Source organism: Pseudoxanthomonas sp. 3HH-4 (assembly GCF_006716465.1).
Classification (GTDB): domain Bacteria; phylum Pseudomonadota; class Gammaproteobacteria; order Xanthomonadales; family Xanthomonadaceae; genus Pseudoxanthomonas_A.
Map to the genome: position 1 here is coordinate 965,975 of NZ_VFPB01000001.1, position 16,302 is coordinate 982,276.

11 protein-coding genes and 1 riboswitch are annotated in these 16,302 nt (G+C 66.7%); of the genes, 4 read left to right on the forward strand and 7 right to left on the reverse strand.

Features of this window, described 5'->3' with window-relative positions; genetic code table 11:
* Positions 1–55: 55 nt before the first annotated feature.
* Positions 56–613 (forward strand): DUF3228 family protein, encoded by a 558-nt coding sequence (locus FB548_RS04325; RefSeq protein ID WP_142123489.1) that lies wholly within the window; start codon positions 56–58, stop codon positions 611–613.
* An 18-nt stretch (positions 614–631) separates the two neighbouring features.
* On the opposite strand, the gene FB548_RS04330 is transcribed toward FB548_RS04325, so the two are convergent.
* From FB548_RS04330 to ahcY, 4 genes are all read right to left on the reverse strand, one after another.
* Complete coding sequence (locus FB548_RS04330) at positions 632–1,144, reverse strand: gluconokinase, GntK/IdnK-type (protein WP_142123490.1); 513 nt, start codon at positions 1,142–1,144, stop codon at positions 632–634.
* Positions 1,141–3,513 carry an NdvB protein gene (locus FB548_RS04335; RefSeq protein ID WP_142123491.1) on the reverse strand — a complete coding sequence of 791 codons (2,373 nt, stop codon included), beginning with the start codon at positions 3,511–3,513 and terminating at the stop codon, positions 1,141–1,143. Before FB548_RS04335 ends, FB548_RS04330 begins: the two co-directional genes overlap by 4 nt.
* Positions 3,510–4,910: an MFS transporter gene (locus FB548_RS04340; RefSeq protein ID WP_142123492.1), complete on the reverse strand. Its 1,401-nt coding sequence runs from the start codon at positions 4,908–4,910 to the stop codon at positions 3,510–3,512. The genes FB548_RS04335 and FB548_RS04340 overlap by 4 nt, the downstream gene beginning before the upstream one ends.
* Positions 4,911–5,120: 210 nt before the next feature.
* Positions 5,121–6,560 (reverse strand): adenosylhomocysteinase, encoded by a 1,440-nt coding sequence (gene ahcY / locus FB548_RS04345; RefSeq protein WP_142123493.1) that lies wholly within the window; start codon positions 6,558–6,560, stop codon positions 5,121–5,123.
* A 34-nt stretch (positions 6,561–6,594) separates the two neighbouring features.
* Positions 6,595–6,675, reverse strand: a riboswitch (S-adenosyl-L-homocysteine riboswitch).
* A 152-nt stretch (positions 6,676–6,827) separates the two neighbouring features.
* Here ahcY and ppc point away from each other — a divergent pair.
* On the forward strand, positions 6,828–9,551 hold the full coding sequence (gene ppc / locus FB548_RS04350; RefSeq protein ID WP_142123494.1) for a phosphoenolpyruvate carboxylase: 2,724 nt from the start codon (positions 6,828–6,830) through the stop codon (positions 9,549–9,551).
* Between the two features lie 174 nt (positions 9,552–9,725).
* Here the strand turns inward: ppc and FB548_RS04355 are convergent, their stop codons facing one another.
* The 3 genes from FB548_RS04355 to metK form a co-directional block, all read right to left on the reverse strand.
* Positions 9,726–11,585: an ATP-binding cassette domain-containing protein gene (locus FB548_RS04355; protein WP_142123495.1), complete on the reverse strand. Its 1,860-nt coding sequence runs from the start codon at positions 11,583–11,585 to the stop codon at positions 9,726–9,728.
* Between the two features lie 40 nt (positions 11,586–11,625).
* Entirely contained in the window at positions 11,626–12,123 is a 498-nt protein-coding gene (locus FB548_RS04360; protein ID WP_142123496.1) for an acyl-CoA thioesterase, read from the reverse strand.
* 198 nt (positions 12,124–12,321) lie between these two features.
* Positions 12,322–13,533, reverse strand: a complete 1,212-nt coding sequence (gene metK, locus FB548_RS04365; protein ID WP_142123497.1) for a methionine adenosyltransferase — start codon at positions 13,531–13,533, stop codon at positions 12,322–12,324.
* Positions 13,534–13,745: 212 nt separating this feature from the next.
* On the opposite strand from metK, the gene FB548_RS04370 reads away from it, so the two are divergent.
* Both FB548_RS04370 and FB548_RS04375 read left to right on the forward strand, forming a co-directional pair.
* The gene (locus tag FB548_RS04370) at positions 13,746–15,470 is read left to right on the forward strand and encodes a lysophospholipid acyltransferase family protein (protein WP_142123498.1); all 1,725 of its coding nucleotides are present in this window, start codon (positions 13,746–13,748) and stop codon (positions 15,468–15,470) included.
* A complete protein-coding gene (locus FB548_RS04375; protein ID WP_142123499.1) occupies positions 15,467–16,285 on the forward strand; it encodes a UDP-2,3-diacylglucosamine diphosphatase in 819 nt (272 codons plus the stop codon). Before FB548_RS04370 ends, FB548_RS04375 begins: the two co-directional genes overlap by 4 nt.
* Positions 16,286–16,302 lie beyond the last annotated feature (17 nt).

Consider the following 16,302-nt stretch of genomic DNA (forward strand, 5'->3'; position numbering starts at 1 on the left):
GTATCCCGCGGCGGGTGGCGCGGCTACCCTGTCGCCATCCCCCGCCGGCTGCCGCATGACCATCGTCCTCACGCCCTTCGCCCGTACCCGCCTGTTCCCCACCGACAAGCGCCGAAATGCCATCCAGGACTGCACCCCGGAGGCATTCGAGCAACGCCTGAACGAAGAGAAGCCATTCGACGTACTCGAGGGCTATGCGCCGTTCTGTCGCCTGCACGTGCACCGGAACTGGACGGCGACCCGCTGCCTGACCGTGCCCATCACCGACGACAACCGGCATCTGCTGCGGTCGGGCTACGAAGCGCGCTCGTCGGCGGAACTGCCCGTGCTGGTGCGCTGGTTCGAAGGGGTCGAACCGCCGGTGGCCGACTACCTGATCGTCATCCTGTACAGCGCCGCGCAGCTGGCGAAGGAGGAGGCGCCGATCGACGGCGACTGGGGCGTGGTGGGCTGCCTCTACACCGCCACGCCGCATGAAATCCCGATGGCGCCCATCACGATGATGCGCAATGCGCTGGGCGTGGAGGAGGGTGGCTCGGGCGTGCCGTTGGATGCCGAGGCCTACCGGCGGAGTGTGGCGTTCTGGGAACGCAACGCCAACTGGCGCCCGTAGAAGACGCTTCGTTACTGCTCAGGGCAACGCCAGCGCCGCCAGCGCATCGCGCAGCTGCACGGCCGGCGGATCGGCGACCTCGATCCTCGCGACATCGGCTTCCTCCCGCGGCGCTTCCAGCGCGGCGAACTGGCTGTCCAGCAGCGAGGCCGGCATGTAGTGATCATGGCGTGCGTGCAATCGAGCGGCCACCAGTGCCTTGTCGCCCTGCAGGAACAGGAACCGCAACGGCAGCCCGGTGGCACGCAGCCGGTCACGGTGGCGCCGGCGCAGGCCGGAGAACGCCAGCACCACGCGCTCGCCTGCCGCCACACGCTGTTGCAGGTCCAGGGCGATGCGACGTACCCAGGGGGCGCGCATGCGGTCGGTGAGCGGTTGACCACTGGCCATGCGCGCTTTCGCCGGCGCGCTGTGGAAATCATCGGCATCCAGGAACGTTGCCGGCCAGGCAACGGCCAAGGCGCGCGCCAGGGTGGTCTTGCCGCTGCCCGACACGCCCATCACTACGACGATGCGCACGCGCTCGCTCATGCCGGCACTTCCACCCGCACCTGGTAGGTGCGCCCCGCTGCGAAGCCACGGATGGCGTCGTCGTCCTGCCACACGCCATCCAGCGCCACACGTACCTGCGTGAGCCCGGCGACGCGTTCGATGGTGACCTCGAACGTGGCGCCCCGGAAGCGGCGCGACGCGCGCGCCAATGGCCAGTGCGATGGCAGGTGCGGTTCAATCCGCAACGCATCGCCATCGCCGCGCATACCGAACAGCTCCTCCACCAGGCAGCGGTACAGCCACGCGGCCGTGCCCGTATTGAACAGCTGGCTGGAACGGCCGGCGGTGCGCGGGTGCAGCCGCCAGGCGCCCCGGTAGTAGTTGGGCACGAACACCGGCAGCTGGCCGCGCTGCAGGCAGTCGTCAGCTTCCGGCGTCGGCAGCATCGCGCGCAGTACCTGCCATCCACGGTCGGCTTCGCCGGCCTGGTACAGGCTGTACAGATAGAACGCCGCCGCATGGTTGTAGACCGCGCCATTCTCGGCGGTGCCGGGGAACTTCTGCGTCACCCGTCCGACATCCTCGCGCATGCGGGTGTACGGTGGGTCATACATGGTCACGCCGTAGGGCGACACTAGGTACGTGTCGACGGCGGCCAGCATGCGCGCGCGCTTCTCGGCGTCGGCCGCGCCACTGAGGATGGCCCAGCTCTGCGGGTTTAGGAAGATGCGGCCTTCGCCATCCCCGCTGACGCCGAACGCGACATCATCGTCGGTGATGCCGCGCCCGTACCAGTCGCCGTCCCACAGGTGTGCGTTCATGGCGGCGTTGCACGCCTCCGTGCCCACGCGGAACTCATCGGCGAGCGTGTCGTCGCCGCGGCGCGCGCAGATCTCCGCCCACTGCTTCAATGCATAGGCGCTGGCCAGCGTCAGCCAGCCGGACACGCCGCGTCCGCGCCAGCCGACCATGTTCATCGGGTCGCACCAGTCGCCCTGTGCGATGTAGCTGAGGCCGCGCGCATCGCGTGCCTGCAGCAGCCAGCGCATGGCGCGCGTGATGCGTTCCGACACGCTGGCCGCCTGTCCGTGGCCGTCGGTCACCATGGCGTCGAGGATGGCGTCGTCGCCGGTCTCGTCCAGATAGGCCCGCAGGCAGATCGGCAGCCACACGCAGTGGTCGGTGTGCGGGATCTGGTTGATGTACTTCAGCTCGGCACCTTCCACCAGCAGGATGCCGTCCGGCATCGCCCCGGAAGGCTCCTGCTGCGACAGGGCGTGCAGGAACGCCGCCCGTGCGGCTTCCGGACGCAGGAAGCCCATCCCCATGTGGTCCTGCAGGTAGTTGCGCGTCTGCGGGTCCGTGGTCAGGCGGTTGACGTCGCCGTGGTAGTAGACCTGGCGCGGCAACCAGTGGTTGGCGAACGCATCCAGCCACGGGTCCGGCGTCTCGACGCGCAGGCATCCCTTGCCTGCGTCGACGTAGGCCGCGCTGCCTACTGCCGCTCCCGCGAACGCTTCCTTCGATAGGTGTCCTTCGCGCAGGCGCCGGATCTCGTCGTCATCGCGCGCCGGCGCGAACAGGAAGCGGTACTCCTGTACTTCATCCTCGGCGAGTTCCATCCGGTACTGCAGCACGGCGGTGGGCATTTCGTACGCAGCATCACCACCACTCAGCAGATTCTGGCCGACGATGGCCTGCGGCGCATGCAATCCGCCTTCGCCCTCGAAGTTCGCCTGGTGGGCTTCCCATGCATCCGGCGTCCGCTCGTAGAGCAGGACGGTGCGGTCCTTGAAGTCGCGGTTGCGGAAGTAATCCTCGACCTTCTGGTAAGGCGTGACGCTGGCGCAGACGATGCCGCCCAGATCGGCGCGATGGCTGCCCGACTGGTTCATCCACGACATGTAGCCGACCGGGAAGTAGGGATACAGGCTGAGGCGTCGTCGACGGCCCGACCGGTTGCGCACGCGCACCGTCCACAACTCCGCCACCTCGTCGACAGGCAACACCACGCCCATCTCGACCTCGATGCTCCCGCATCGCACGCGCCACGCCACATCGGCCAGGCCGACGGAAAACGCGAACGCCTCCGGCGTCCGTCGCACCGGTTCGTGCGGCACGGAGAAAAGTCCGCCGTCCTCCTCGTCCTTGACGTAGCAGAAGCGACCCGGGTGATGCGCGTAGTAGGGCTGCTCCGGCTGCATGAAGGTCTTGGCCTCCAGCGTCGGCGCATGCGCGTATTTGGCGGGCTCCGGCTGCATGAACTGCGCCGTGGCGAACCCGCGGCAGTTGAGCTGCAGCAGCATCCGCCGGTTCCACAGGAAGGTGGATGCCGCGGGCATCGCGGTGGGACTTGTCAGGACGAAGCGGCGCCCCTGCTCTTGGAAACCGTAAGGCACCTTGGTCATGCAGCAGCTTCCCGACGGGATTGCAGGTCGCTCTGCACCTGCGACAGAGTGGTCGCATCGAGCGGGTAGAACCGCATCACCCACGCCGCCACCAGGGCGACGGCGCCGGGGATCACGGTCAGCAGCAGCACGATGCCGAGCCGGGAAGCGTCCGACTGCGCTGCGTTGGCCACGTAGCCCATCCCGGCCAGGATCCAGGCGATCGTCGCCGACGCCAGCGCGCCGCCGAGTTTCTGCGAGAACGTCGCCGCGGCGAAGGTCATCGCGGTGGCGCGCCGACCGGTTTTCCATTCGGTGTAGTCGGCGCAGTCGGCGTACATCGAGAAGGCCAGGGGTGACTTGGGCCCCAGCATCAGGCCGACCAGCAGGTTGAGCGTGAACATGAGCCAGACCGCTTCAGGGGGGATGAAGAACATCGCACAGCTCACCACGCCGACGCCGGCCATCAGCCAGGCCATCAATCGCCGCTTGTCCACGTAGCGGGTCATCAGTGGCGTCAGTCCGGCACCCACGGCCAGGGCCAGCGCATAGGTGCCCAGGAACAGACCGCTCAACTCCGGCCGCTCGAGGTGGTACTTGAGGTAATACGCCAGCGAGCCGCCCCGCATCACGATGGTCACCATGATGATCAACGCCAGCGCGAACAGCACCATCCACGGCCGGTTGTGCAGCAGGTCGGTCACGTCCTGGCGCACGGCGCTGCGTTGTTGCGGCAGCGGTGCGACACGCTCGCGCGTGGTCAGGAACACGGTGACGAATGCTGCCGTGGCGATCACGCCGTACAGCGACAGCGTCAGCTGCCAGCCCAGCGCCTCATCGCCACGTCCCAGCCACCGCACCAGGTCCAGGGTGAGCCAGTTCACCGCCATCGTGCCGGCGAAGGCGGCGATGAAACGGAAACTGATCAGCTGGGTGCGCTGCTGGCTGTCGGCGGTGATCACCCCGGAGAGCGCGGAGTAGGGAATGCTCAGCACCGTATAGGCGAGCATCATCAGGGTGAAGGTCGCATAGGCCCACGCGAGCCGTCCGCCTTCGCCCAGGTCGGGCACGGTCCAGGTCAGCACGCCCGCGAACGCCATCGGCAATGCCCCATAGAGCAGATAGGGCCTGAAGCGGCCAAACCGGCTGCGCGTGCGATCCGCGAGTGCGCCCATCAGCGGATCGGTGACGGCGTCCACCACCTTGGTGACGAGCATCATCGTGCCGACCGCAGCGGCCGCCAGCCCCATCACGTCTGTGTAGAAGATGAGCAGGAACGCCGAGATGTTGGCCCAATAGAGGTTGAAGCCGAAATCGCCAACGCCGTAGCCGACCTTTTCGCCCAGGCGGGGTTCCGTTGCTGGTGTTGCCTTGCTTGTGGGGTGCGCGGTGTCGCCGCTCCCCTGGTCGCGTTGCATGTCCACTCCCGGATTGACGTCGTTGCGCGACGGGTCACGAAGGACAGTGCCCGGCGCGAACCGAAACGGCGGCCAAGCTTGCGATGATCGCGCCGGGGAGGCAAGCGCCGGGATGTGGTGACGGTGACGGTAAAGCGCATTCCGTCACGCAATGCAGAACGGGCGCCCTGGGGCGCCCGTTCCGGTAGTGCAGCGAAACCGCCGCCGCGATCAGTAGCGGTAGTGGTCCGGCTTGTACGGGCCTTCGACCGCCACGCCGAGGTAGTCGGCCTGGTCCTTGGTGAGCGTGGTCAGCTTCACGCCGATCTTCTCCAGGTGCAGGCGCGCGACTTCCTCGTCGAGCTGCTTCGGCAGGCGATAGACGGTCTTTTCGTACACGTCCTTGTTCGCCCACAGGTCGATCTGCGCCAGCGTCTGGTTGGCGAAGGAGTTCGACATGACGAAGCTCGGGTGGCCGGTGGCGCAGCCCAGGTTCACCAGGCGGCCTTCGGCCAGCAGGAAGATCGCGTTGCCGTTCGGAAACACGAACTTGTCCACCTGCGGCTTGATGTTGATGCGCTTGGCGTCCGAGGCGTACAGCGCGTCGACCTGGATCTCGTTGTCGAAGTGGCCGATGTTGCAGACGATGGCCTGGTCCTTCATCGCCTTCATGTGCTCGAGGGTGATGATGTCCTTGTTGCCGGTCGTGGTGACATAGATGTCGGCCAGGCCCAGGCTGTCTTCGACGGTGTTGACCTCGAAGCCTTCCATCGCCGCCTGCAGCGCGCAGATCGGGTCGATCTCGGTGACGATGACGCGGGCGCCGTAGGCGCGCAGCGAGTGCGCCGAGCCCTTGCCCACGTCGCCATAGCCGCAGACCACGGCGAGCTTGCCGGCCAGCATCACGTCCATCGCGCGCTTCAGGCCATCGGCCAGCGACTCGCGGCAGCCGTACAGGTTGTCGAACTTGGACTTGGTGACCGAGTCGTTGACGTTGATCGCCGGCACCAGCAGCTTGCCTTGTTCGGCGATCTGGTAGAGGCGGTGCACGCCGGTGGTGGTCTCTTCGGAAACGCCCTTCCAGTCCTTGACCACGCGGGTCCAGTAACCCGGACGCTCCTTGGCGACGCGCTTCAGCAGGTCCTTGATCACCTGCTCTTCGTGGTTGCCCGAGGCGGTGTTGACCCAGTCGCTGCCGTTTTCGAGTTCATAGCCCTTGTGGATCAGCAGGGTAACGTCGCCGCCGTCGTCCACCACCAGTTCCGGACCGGTCTGGGTGCCGTCGGGCAGGGTGAAGGTCAGCGCGTCGAGCGTGCAGTCCCAATATTCCTCCAGCGTCTCGCCCTTCCAGGCGAACACCGGCGTGCCGGTGGCGGCGATCGCTGCGGCGGCGTGGTCCTGCGTCGAGAAGATGTTGCACGAGGCCCAACGCACGTCGGCGCCGATGTCCTTCAGTGTCTCGATCAGCACGGCGGTCTGGATCGTCATGTGCAGCGAGCCGGTCACGCGCACGCCGTTCAGCGGCTTGGTGGCGGCGTGCTTGCGGCGGATCGACATCAGGCCGGGCATCTCGTGCTCGGCGATGTCGAGTTCCTTGCGGCCCCAATCGGCCAGGGAAATGTCGGCGACCTTGTAGTCGCCCTCGGTCGAAAACTTGCGTACTGCGTTCATGGCATTGCTCCGGTCTGTGCGATCAGGGTCGCAGGTTATCCGGGCGCCGTTGCAGGTTCATTCCGCCGAGCCTGGCCGGACTCCCTTGGTCACGGTCGCAGCGCCCCTCGGCGAAGGGCGGCCATTATATCGCTTGTTCCGGATGAAACGATGGCGCACGGATTTGCCTGATCGGGTAGGCTTGGATTGTTGCCTTGCAGCAGACCAATTGCCCTTCCTGGCAATACCAATACAAGCCAAACGAACGACGGGATCCACGCGCCACGCATGAACAGCCCCCGCAGTCTCGAATTCGCTCCACCCGATGTCCCCTTGCGTGAAGACGTGCGCCGACTGGGCGCGCTGGTCGGCGACATGCTGGCCGAACAGGTGTCGTCCGATTTCCTGGCCGATGTGGAACGCGTGCGCACCACCGCCATCGCGCGCCGACAGGCCGGCGAGCCGCCGCAATCACTGGCCGGGCTCCTGGATGGCCAGCCGCCCGAGCAGGCGGAATCGTTGATCCGCGCCTTCAGCACCTATTTCCAGGTGGTGAACATCGCAGAGCGCGTCCATCGCATCCGCCGTCGCCGTGACTATCAGCGCGCAGGCAGTGCGCGGCCGCAGCCCGATGGTCTGCATGACACGCTGTCCAAGCTGAAGGCGCAGGGGGTGACGCTGGAAGAGCTGGCCGACTGGCTGCCGCGCATCGACGTGGAGCCGGTGTTCACCGCGCACCCGACCGAAGCCGTGCGTCGGGCGCTGCTGGAAAAGGAGCAGTTGATGGTGGCCAGCCTGATCAACGGGCTGGACGGTACGCGTACGCCGGGCGAACTGGCTACCGACACCGCGCGTTTCCGCATGGCGCTGACCTCGGCCTGGCAGACAGCTGATTCTTCGCCTGTCCGGCCGGGAGTCGAGGACGAGCGCGAGCATGTCGGCTTCTACTTGATCGAAGTGCTCTACCGTGTCATCCCGGTACTGTATGAAACGCTGGAAAACGCGATCACCGAAGTCTACGGCGCTGCGCCGCAGATCACCGCGCACCTGCCTCGGGTGTTGCGTTTCGGTACCTGGGTCGGCGGTGACATGGACGGCAACCCCAACGTCGATGCCAGCACGATTACCGCGACGCTGGATGCGCAACGACGCGCCATTCTGACGCGCTATCTGAAGGAGCTGCGTCAGCTCACCACGCTGCTCAGCCAGTCCAGCTCCGTGATCGGAGTATCGCGCGATGTGACCGAGCGCGTGGAGGCCTATCGCGCGCTGATGCCGGAGGCAGTGAAGAAGTCGCGCCCGCGCCATGGCGACATGCCCTACCGCCTGCTCAACGACCTGATGCGCGCGCGCCTGCAGGCGACGCTGGAAGGTCGGCCGGAAGGCTATGTCTCGCCTGAGGAGCTGGCGCATGACATCGACCTGATCCTGCACAGCCTGGAGGCCAATCGCGGCATCCATGCCGGCTGGTTCGCCGTGCGCCGGTTGGCGTGGCGTGTGCGCACGTTCGGCTTCCATCTCGCACGGTTGGATGTGCGCCAGGAGTCCAGCGTGCATGCAGGTGCCGTGGCTGCGGCCCTGGGCGACGCGGACTGGGAGAACCGCGACAGCGTCGATCGCGCGGCCTTGCTGGGTCCCTACGCCAACGGCGACGCGGAACTGCCGGCCAGCAGCGAAGAGGGCAACGAGCGCCTCGATGCAGTTTTTCGTGCACTGGCCGATGCGCGCACGCGCCATGGCACCGACGCGCTAGGCACCTACATCATCAGCATGGCGCACAGCCGTGCCGACGTGCTGACCGTGCTGGCGCTGGCGCGACGGGGCGGGCTGGTCGACGATGCAGGTCAGGTGCCGCTCGATATCGCGCCGTTGTTCGAAACCATCGACGACCTCGGGCACGGCACCGACGTGCTGCGCGACCTGCTCGCCGACCCCGTCTACCGCGCCCACCTCGCCGCGCGCGACAACGTGCAGATGGTGATGCTGGGCTACTCCGACAGCGGCAAGGACGGCGGCATCGCCGCCTCGCGCTGGGGATTGCAGCGGGCGCAAGTGGACCTTGTCGACGCTGCGCAGGAACTCGGCATCAAGCTGACCTTCTTCCATGGTCGCGGCGGCTCCATCATCCGCGGGGGCGGCAAGACCTCGCGCGCGCTGGAAGCGGCGCCGCGCGGCAGTGTCGATGGTCGCCTGCGCGTGACCGAGCAGGGCGAAGTGATCCATCGCAAGTACGGCATCCGTGCGCTGGCATTGCGTTCGCTTGAACAGTCCGTCGGCGCCGTGTTGCTGTCCAGCCTGCGCCCGCGTCCGCCGGAGCCGCGCGAAGCGCACTGGCGCGAGATCATGGCGCTGGTCGCGAGCGAGAGCACGCAGGCCTACCGCGCGTTCGTGCAGTCGCCGCGCTTCATGGACTATTTCCGCAGCGCCACGCCGATCGACGTGATCGAGCGGATGACGCTGGGCTCGCGTCCCTCGCGACGCCTGGGGCAGGACGCGGCACTCGGTAACCTGCGCGCGATTCCGTGGGTGTTCGCCTGGAGCCAGGCGCGCGCGGTGATCCCCGGATGGTACGGCGTGGGCGCCGGTCTGCAGGCGGCCGCGGATGCCTACGGCGAAGACGCGCTGCGCGAGATGGCGCGCGACTGGCCGTTCTTCAAGACCTTCCTGGACGACGTTTCGATGGTGCTGGCGAAGGGCGACCTGAGCATCGCCGAGATGTACTCGAAGATGGCCGGCGAGTTGCACGATGCATTCTTCCCGCAGATACAGCGCGAGCACGCATCGGTGCTGCACTGGGTGCTGACGCTCAACGGCAATGAATGGTTGCTGCAGCACGATCAGCGGCTCGCGCTGTCGATCCGCTTGCGCAATCCCTACATCGACCCGATCAGCGTGATGCAGGCCGACTTGCTGAAGCGCTGGCGCGCCAGTGATCGCGAGGACGAGGCGCTGCTGCATGCACTGGTGGCCAGCATCAACGGCGTCTCGCAGGGTGTGCAGAATACGGGATGAGGTGCGGCTGCCGTCTTCTGTAGGAGCGACGTGAGTCGCGACCGCACGCTATCCGGTTGCAATGGATTGAAGCGCAGAAGAGCTATGGCGCTTGGTTCGGCGCGTGTATTGATGTATGTCGGCAGTCAACGCATGCGGTCGCGACTGACGTCGCTCCTACAGTGATGCCACTGCTCACCCATCCAGCTCCGACCAGCGCTGGTAGGCGTGGTCCAGGTCCGCCTGTTTCGCGGCGAGCTCGTCGTTCGCGCGCTGCAGGTCGGCAGGGGATTGCAGGTAGTACGCAGGGTCGTTCATCGCCTGGGTGCGCATGGCCACTTCGGCCTCCAGGATTTCGATGCGCGCGGGCAACTGTTCGAGTTCGCGGGCTTCCTTGAAACCGAGCTTGCGCTTGGCGGCGACCGGCTCGGGTTGATGCGAGAGCGTCGGTTTGGCGGGCGAGGCGGAGGTCGCGGCAGGCGTGCGGCGCTGTCTCAGCCAATCCGAATAGCCGCCGACATAGTCGCCCAATTGGCCTTCGCCCTCCAGCACCAGCGTGCTGGTGACCACGTTGTCGAGGAAGTCGCGGTCGTGGCTTACCAGCAGCAGCGTGCCCTTGTAGTCCAGTAGCAGCTCTTCCAGCAGTTCCAGCGTTTCCACGTCCAGGTCGTTGGTCGGTTCGTCCATCACCAGCAGGTTGGAGGGCTGCGCGAACAGCTTGGCCAGCAGCAGGCGGTTGCGCTCGCCGCCGGACAGCCGGGTGATCGGCGCGCGGGCGCGCTCGGGCGAGAACAGGAAGTCCTGCAGGTAGCCGATGACGTGCTTGCGGCTGCCGTTTATCTCGACGAAATCGCTGCCCTCGGCCACGTTCTCCAGCGTGGTGCGCGTGTCGTCCAACTGGCTGCGGTGCTGGTCGAAGTAGGCGATCTGCAGGCCGGTGCCGAGCTTCACCTCGCCGTGCTGCGGCGCGAGTTCGCCCAGCAGGATCTTCAACAGCGTCGACTTGCCGGCGCCATTGGGACCGACGATGCCGACACGGTCGCCGCGCATGATCGTCGCCGACACGTCGTCCAGCAGCACGCGTCCGTCGTAGGCCTGGGTGATGCCCTTCGCCTCGATGACCTTCTTGCCCGACGACTGCGCCGCCGCGGCTTCCATCCTGACGTTGCCGGACAAATCGCGCCGTTGCGCGCGCTCGCGGCGCATCGCCTTCAGTGCGGTGACGCGGCCTTCGTTGCGGGTGCGGCGCGCCTTGATGCCCTGCCGGATCCACACTTCTTCCTGCGCCAGCAGCTTGTCGAAGCGTGCGTTCTCCTGCGCCTCGGCATGCAGCCTTTCTTCACGGCGGCGCAGGTAGTTGTCGTAGTCGCCGGGCCAACTGGTCAGCTGGCCGCGATCGATCTCGATAATGCGGGTAGCCAGCGAGCGCAGGAAGCTGCGGTCGTGGGTGACGAACACGATGCTGCCGCCGAAGGACTTCAGGAAGCCCTCCAGCCAGGCGATCGCCTCGATGTCCAGGTGGTTCGTCGGTTCGTCCAGCAGCAGGATGTTGGGGTTGCGCACCAAGGCCTGCGCCAGCAGTACACGCCGCTTCATGCCGCCGGAAAGGGCGGCAAAGTCGGTCTCCTCGGGCAACTCGAGGCGCGTCAGCACCTGTTGCACGCGCAGGTCCAGGTCCCACCCGTGCTGCGCCTCGATCTGTGCCTGCGCCTCGCCCATCGCGTCCATGTCGCCGTCGTGGAGCGCATGGTGGTAGCGCGCCAGCAACTGGCCCAGGTCGCCCAGCCCTTCGGCGACCACATCGAACACCGTGCCCTGCGTGTCCTGCGGCACTTCCTGCGCCATGCGCGCGACGATTACGCCGTTCTGCACGCGGATCTCACCATCGTCGGGCTTCAGTTCGCCGGCCATCAGCCGCATCAGCGTGGATTTGCCCATGCCGTTGCGGCCGACGATGCAGACGCGCTCGCCGGGTTCGATGGAAAGGTCTACGTGTTCGAGGAGAAGCGGCCCGCCGACACTGAAGTCGACCCGCTGGAATTGCATCAAGGACATGTGCGTATTGTAGCCGGCGCGCGCTGGCCGAAACGGCGGTTCAGGCGTTTTCCGCCGCCCGGCTGCCCAGTTCGGCGTGCCGCCGTTCCATTTCCTCGCGCAACTGGCGGCGCAGGCGCGCGGCGGCGAAGCGGCGGATCTCGTCCGGCGTGGTCGGCTCCAGCGGGGGCACCGGCGTGGTACGGCCCTCTTCGTCCACCGCGACCATGGTGAAGAAGCAGCTGTTGGCGTGGCGCACGCTCTGCTTGCGTATGTCCTCGGCTACCACCTTGATGCCGATCTCCATCGACGAGGTGCCGGTGTGGTTGACCGAAGCGAGGAAGGTCACCAGCTCGCCCACGTTGATGGCCTGGCGGAACATCACCTGGTCGACCGACAGGGTAACCACGTACTTGCCGGCGTACCGGCTGCCGCAAGCGTAGGCCACCTGGTCCAGCAGCTTGAGGATCGCGCCGCCGTGGACCTTGCCGGAGAAATTGGCCATGTCGGGCGTCATCAGCACGGTCATCGTGAGCTGGTGGCTCTTCAGTGATTCCATGGCAGGCCTCCGCAAGGTGTGGCGCGCAGGCTAACCGATCCCGGCGTAGGGCGTGCGGGGCCCGTCGCCGGAAAAGAAAACGGGCCGCATGAGCGGCCCGTTCTTGAAACTAGAGCGAAAAGCCAAGGCACTGCATCCCCGCCTGCGCGGGGATGACGGTCTGGCAAAGGCGCCTGCGTGCGCAGGCGCGCCAGACCGTCACTTGAGCTTGGCATCCTTGCGCAGCGCGTCGGCGCGGTCGGTCTTCTCCCAGGAGAAGGCGGTCGCGGTGTGCTTCTTGCCGGCGCCGTCCACGTAGCTGATTTCCTTAGGCTTGCGGCCGAAGTGGCCGTAGCTGGCGGTCGGCTGGTAGATCGGATGCTCCAGGTCCAGCATGCGGGTGATGCCGTACGGGCGCAGGTCGAAGTGCTTGCGGATCAGCTTCTCGATGACGTCGTCGCCGACCTTGCCGGTGCCGAAGGTGGTCACCGAGATGGAGGTCGGCTCGGCCACGCCGATGGCGTAGGAGACCTGCACTTCGCACTTGTCGGCCAAGCCGGCAGCCACGATGTTCTTGGCCACGTAACGCGCGGCGTAGGCGGCCGAACGGTCGACCTTCGACGGATCCTTGCCCGAGAACGCGCCGCCACCATGACGGGCCATGCCGCCGTAGCTGTCGACGATGATCTTGCGGCCGGTCAGGCCGCAGTCGCCCACCGGGCCACCGATGACGAACTTGCCGGTCGGGTTGATGTGCACCTTGTTCTTCGGCAACGCGTCCAGCCACTTCTTCGGCAGCACGGGCTTGAGGATGCTCTCGCGCACGGCCTCGATCAGGTCCTTCTGCTTGATGTCCGGGTCATGCTGGGTGGAGAGCACGACGGCGTCCAGGCCGAGGATGCTATTGCCGTCGTAGCGCAGGGTGACCTGCGACTTGGCGTCCGGGCGCAGCCACTTCAGCTTGCCGTTCTTGCGCACCTTGGCCTGCTGTTCCACCAGGCGGTGGCTGTAATACAGCGGGGCGGGCATGAATTCCGGCGCCTCGTTGCAGGCATAGCCGAACATCAGGCCCTGGTCGCCTGCGCCCTGTTCTTCCGGCTTCTTGCGGTCCACGCCCTGGTTGATGTCGGGGGACTGCTTGCCCAGCATGTTGATGATGGCGCAGGTGTGGCCGTCGAAGCCGACGTCCGAATTGTCGTAGCCGATGTCGTTGATGACCTTGCGCGCCAGCGACTCGATGTCGACCCACGCAGTGGTGGTGACTTCGCCGGCCACGATGGCGGCGCCCGTCTTCACCAGGGTCTCGCAGGCCACGCGCGCGCGCTTGTCCTGGGCCAGGATCGCGTCCAGCACGGCGTCGGAGATCTGGTCGGCGATCTTGTCCGGATGGCCTTCGGAGACCGATTCGGAGGTGAACAGGTAGCTGGACATCAGGCTTATATCCTTTGATTCGGATGAAAAGATGGGCGCGCATGATACACGCCGGGGGCGGTGTGTGCATTCTGCGTCGTTCAGGGTTGCCGCGGGTTAAGCGGGGATCACGGCTCCGCTGTCACCGGACTGCCAGAAAACGGAAACCGGGCTGTCGCCGGCCAGGCGCAGGCTGCGCGGCGAAACCCCGCCGCCAGGCTTTGCCCACGACCATGCGCCCCCTGGAACAGCAGATCGTCGAACGCTATCCGCACTGGTTCCGCGGCCGTCGCGCCGGGCTGACCCGGCCACTGCTGCGCACCCTGGGCCGCTGGTCCCGGCTGGACCAGGCCTATGCCTTCCTGGCCGACCACGGTCACCTGCACGGACTCGACTTCGTCGATGCCGCCATCGACCATCTCAACCTTAGGCCGACGGTCGATCCCGCCGCAGAGCGGCGCATCCCGGCACAGGGCCGGTTGCTGATCGTGGCCAACCATCCTTCCGGTGCGCTGGACGCATTGGCGCTCCTGCAACTCGTCGGCCGCGTGCGGCGCGACGTGAAGATCGTCGCCAACGATTTCCTGACGGGTATCGCGCCGCTGGCCAGTCTGCTGCTGCCGGTCCGCATCCTTGGGGGCAAGCCGGGCGCGGACAGCGTGCGCGCGGTCGAGCAGGCGCTGGAGGCCGAACAGTGCGTGATTGTATTCCCCGCCGGCGAGGTGTCGCGACTGGGTCCGCGGGGCGTGCGCGATACCCGCTGGCGCCGGGGCTTCCTCCGCTTCGCCCGTACGACGGCCGCACCGGTACTGCCCATCCGGGTTGAAGCGCGCAATTCTGCGCTGTTTTACGGCGCATCGGCGTTGTTCAAACCGGCGGGTACGGCGTTGCTCGCACGCGAGATGTTCCGTCGCCACCAGCGACGCTTGCAATTGCATGTGGGGCACCTCCTGCGCATGGATGCGGACGAGGACGCCGCTTCCCAGATCCTGCGGGTCCGCAAAGCGCTCTATGCGCTGGGCGGGATGGCACTGCCTGCGCCGGAAGCCGGCGACTCACCGGAGCCACTGGCGGAGGCGCTGGCGCCCGACATGCTGGAAGCCTGCATCGATGCGCTCGACGTGCTGGGCGAAACGACCGACGGAAAACGCATCTGCGTAGGGCGCCTGGCCGGCGGCTCACCGCTGCTGCGGGAGATCGGTCGCTTGCGCGAGCTGACGTTCCGGGTCGTGGGCGAGGGCACCGGCAAGCGGATGGACGTGGATGCGTTCGATGCGTGGTACGAGCACATCGTGCTGTGGGATGGAGCGCAGCGGAAGATCGCTGGCGCCTACCGGATTGCGCGCGGTGCGCCGGTACTGGCGGCGCAGGGATTGAAGGGCCTCTACACGGCCTCGCTGTTCGACTACGCCGACGACGCGCTGCCGCGCCTGGCCGCCGGCATGGAGCTGGGGCGCAGCTTCGTGGTGCCAGAATATTGGGGCAGCCGCAGCATCGACTACCTGTGGCAGGGCATCGGCGCCTACCTGCGCCGGCATCCGCGTGTGCGCTACCTGTTCGGCGCGGTGTCGATGAGCGCGGCGCTGCCTTTGCACGCGCGTGAACAGATTGTCGCGTACTACGCGCACTACTACGGCGACCCCAACGGCGAAGCGCGCTCGCGCCATCCGTTCCGCTACACCGCCACGCCCCCCCGCTTCGATGCGCTGGACGCCGACACGGCGTTCCGCGTGCTGAAGACCAACCTCGACACGCTGGGAGCGACCGTGCCGATGCTCTACAAGCAGTACACCGAACTGTGCGAACCCGGTGGTGCGCGCTTCCTCGCGTTCGGGGTGGATCCCGACTTCAGCGATTCCATCGACGGCTTGATAGAAGTGGACCTGCACCGCATCCGGCCGAAGAAGCGGGAGCGTTACCTCGGCGACGCGTGGCGTCCCATGGGGACGGCGGCATGAGCCCGCTGGCCGCGCCACCGCCGATGCGGCGCGCGGTCTTCGTTTCCGACGTGCACCTCGGTTCCAAGCATTGCCATGCTGCGGAGTTCGCCGACTTCCTCGCCGGCCTGCGCTGCAAACGCCTGTATCTGGTGGGCGACATCGTCGATCTGTGGTGGATGGCCCAGCGCCGCGCCTCCTGGGATGCCGCGCACAACCGGGTGGTGGAGGCGTTGCACGCGCTGGCACGCAACGGCACGGAGCTCATCTACGTGCCCGGCAACCACGATCGCCCGATCCGCCGCTTCTGCGGCCTGATGCTGCCCATCATGCAGGTGCGTCGACGCGCCATCCACACCACGCTTGACGGCCGCCGTTTGCTGGTCACGCACGGTGACGACTATGACGGCATTACCCACTTCGGTGGCCTGCAGGAAAAGTTTGGCGACTGGCTGTACTACCGCATCCTGACCGGCAACCGGCTGATCAACCAGGTGCGTCGCCGATTCGGCCTGCGCTACTGGTCGCTGGCGGAATACCTGAAGCGACAGAGCGATGCGGCCGAGCGCTACATCGCCCGCTTCGTGCAGGCAGGATTGGACGATGCGCGCCGGCGCGGCCTGGACGGCATCGTCTGCGGGCACATCCACCGGGCTTCGTTGTTCCAGCGCGATGGCTTGCTGTACGCGAATGACGGCGACTGGGTCGAAAGCCTTACCGCGCTCAGCGAGGAAGCCGACGGCACCCTGTGCCTGCTCTCGCATACCGGCAAAGTCCTGGCCGAGGTCGCGCCGCGACTGCGCCTGGTCCCGCAGGACGTGCCGCGCGCGGCGTGAGGACTCCCTTCGGCGGC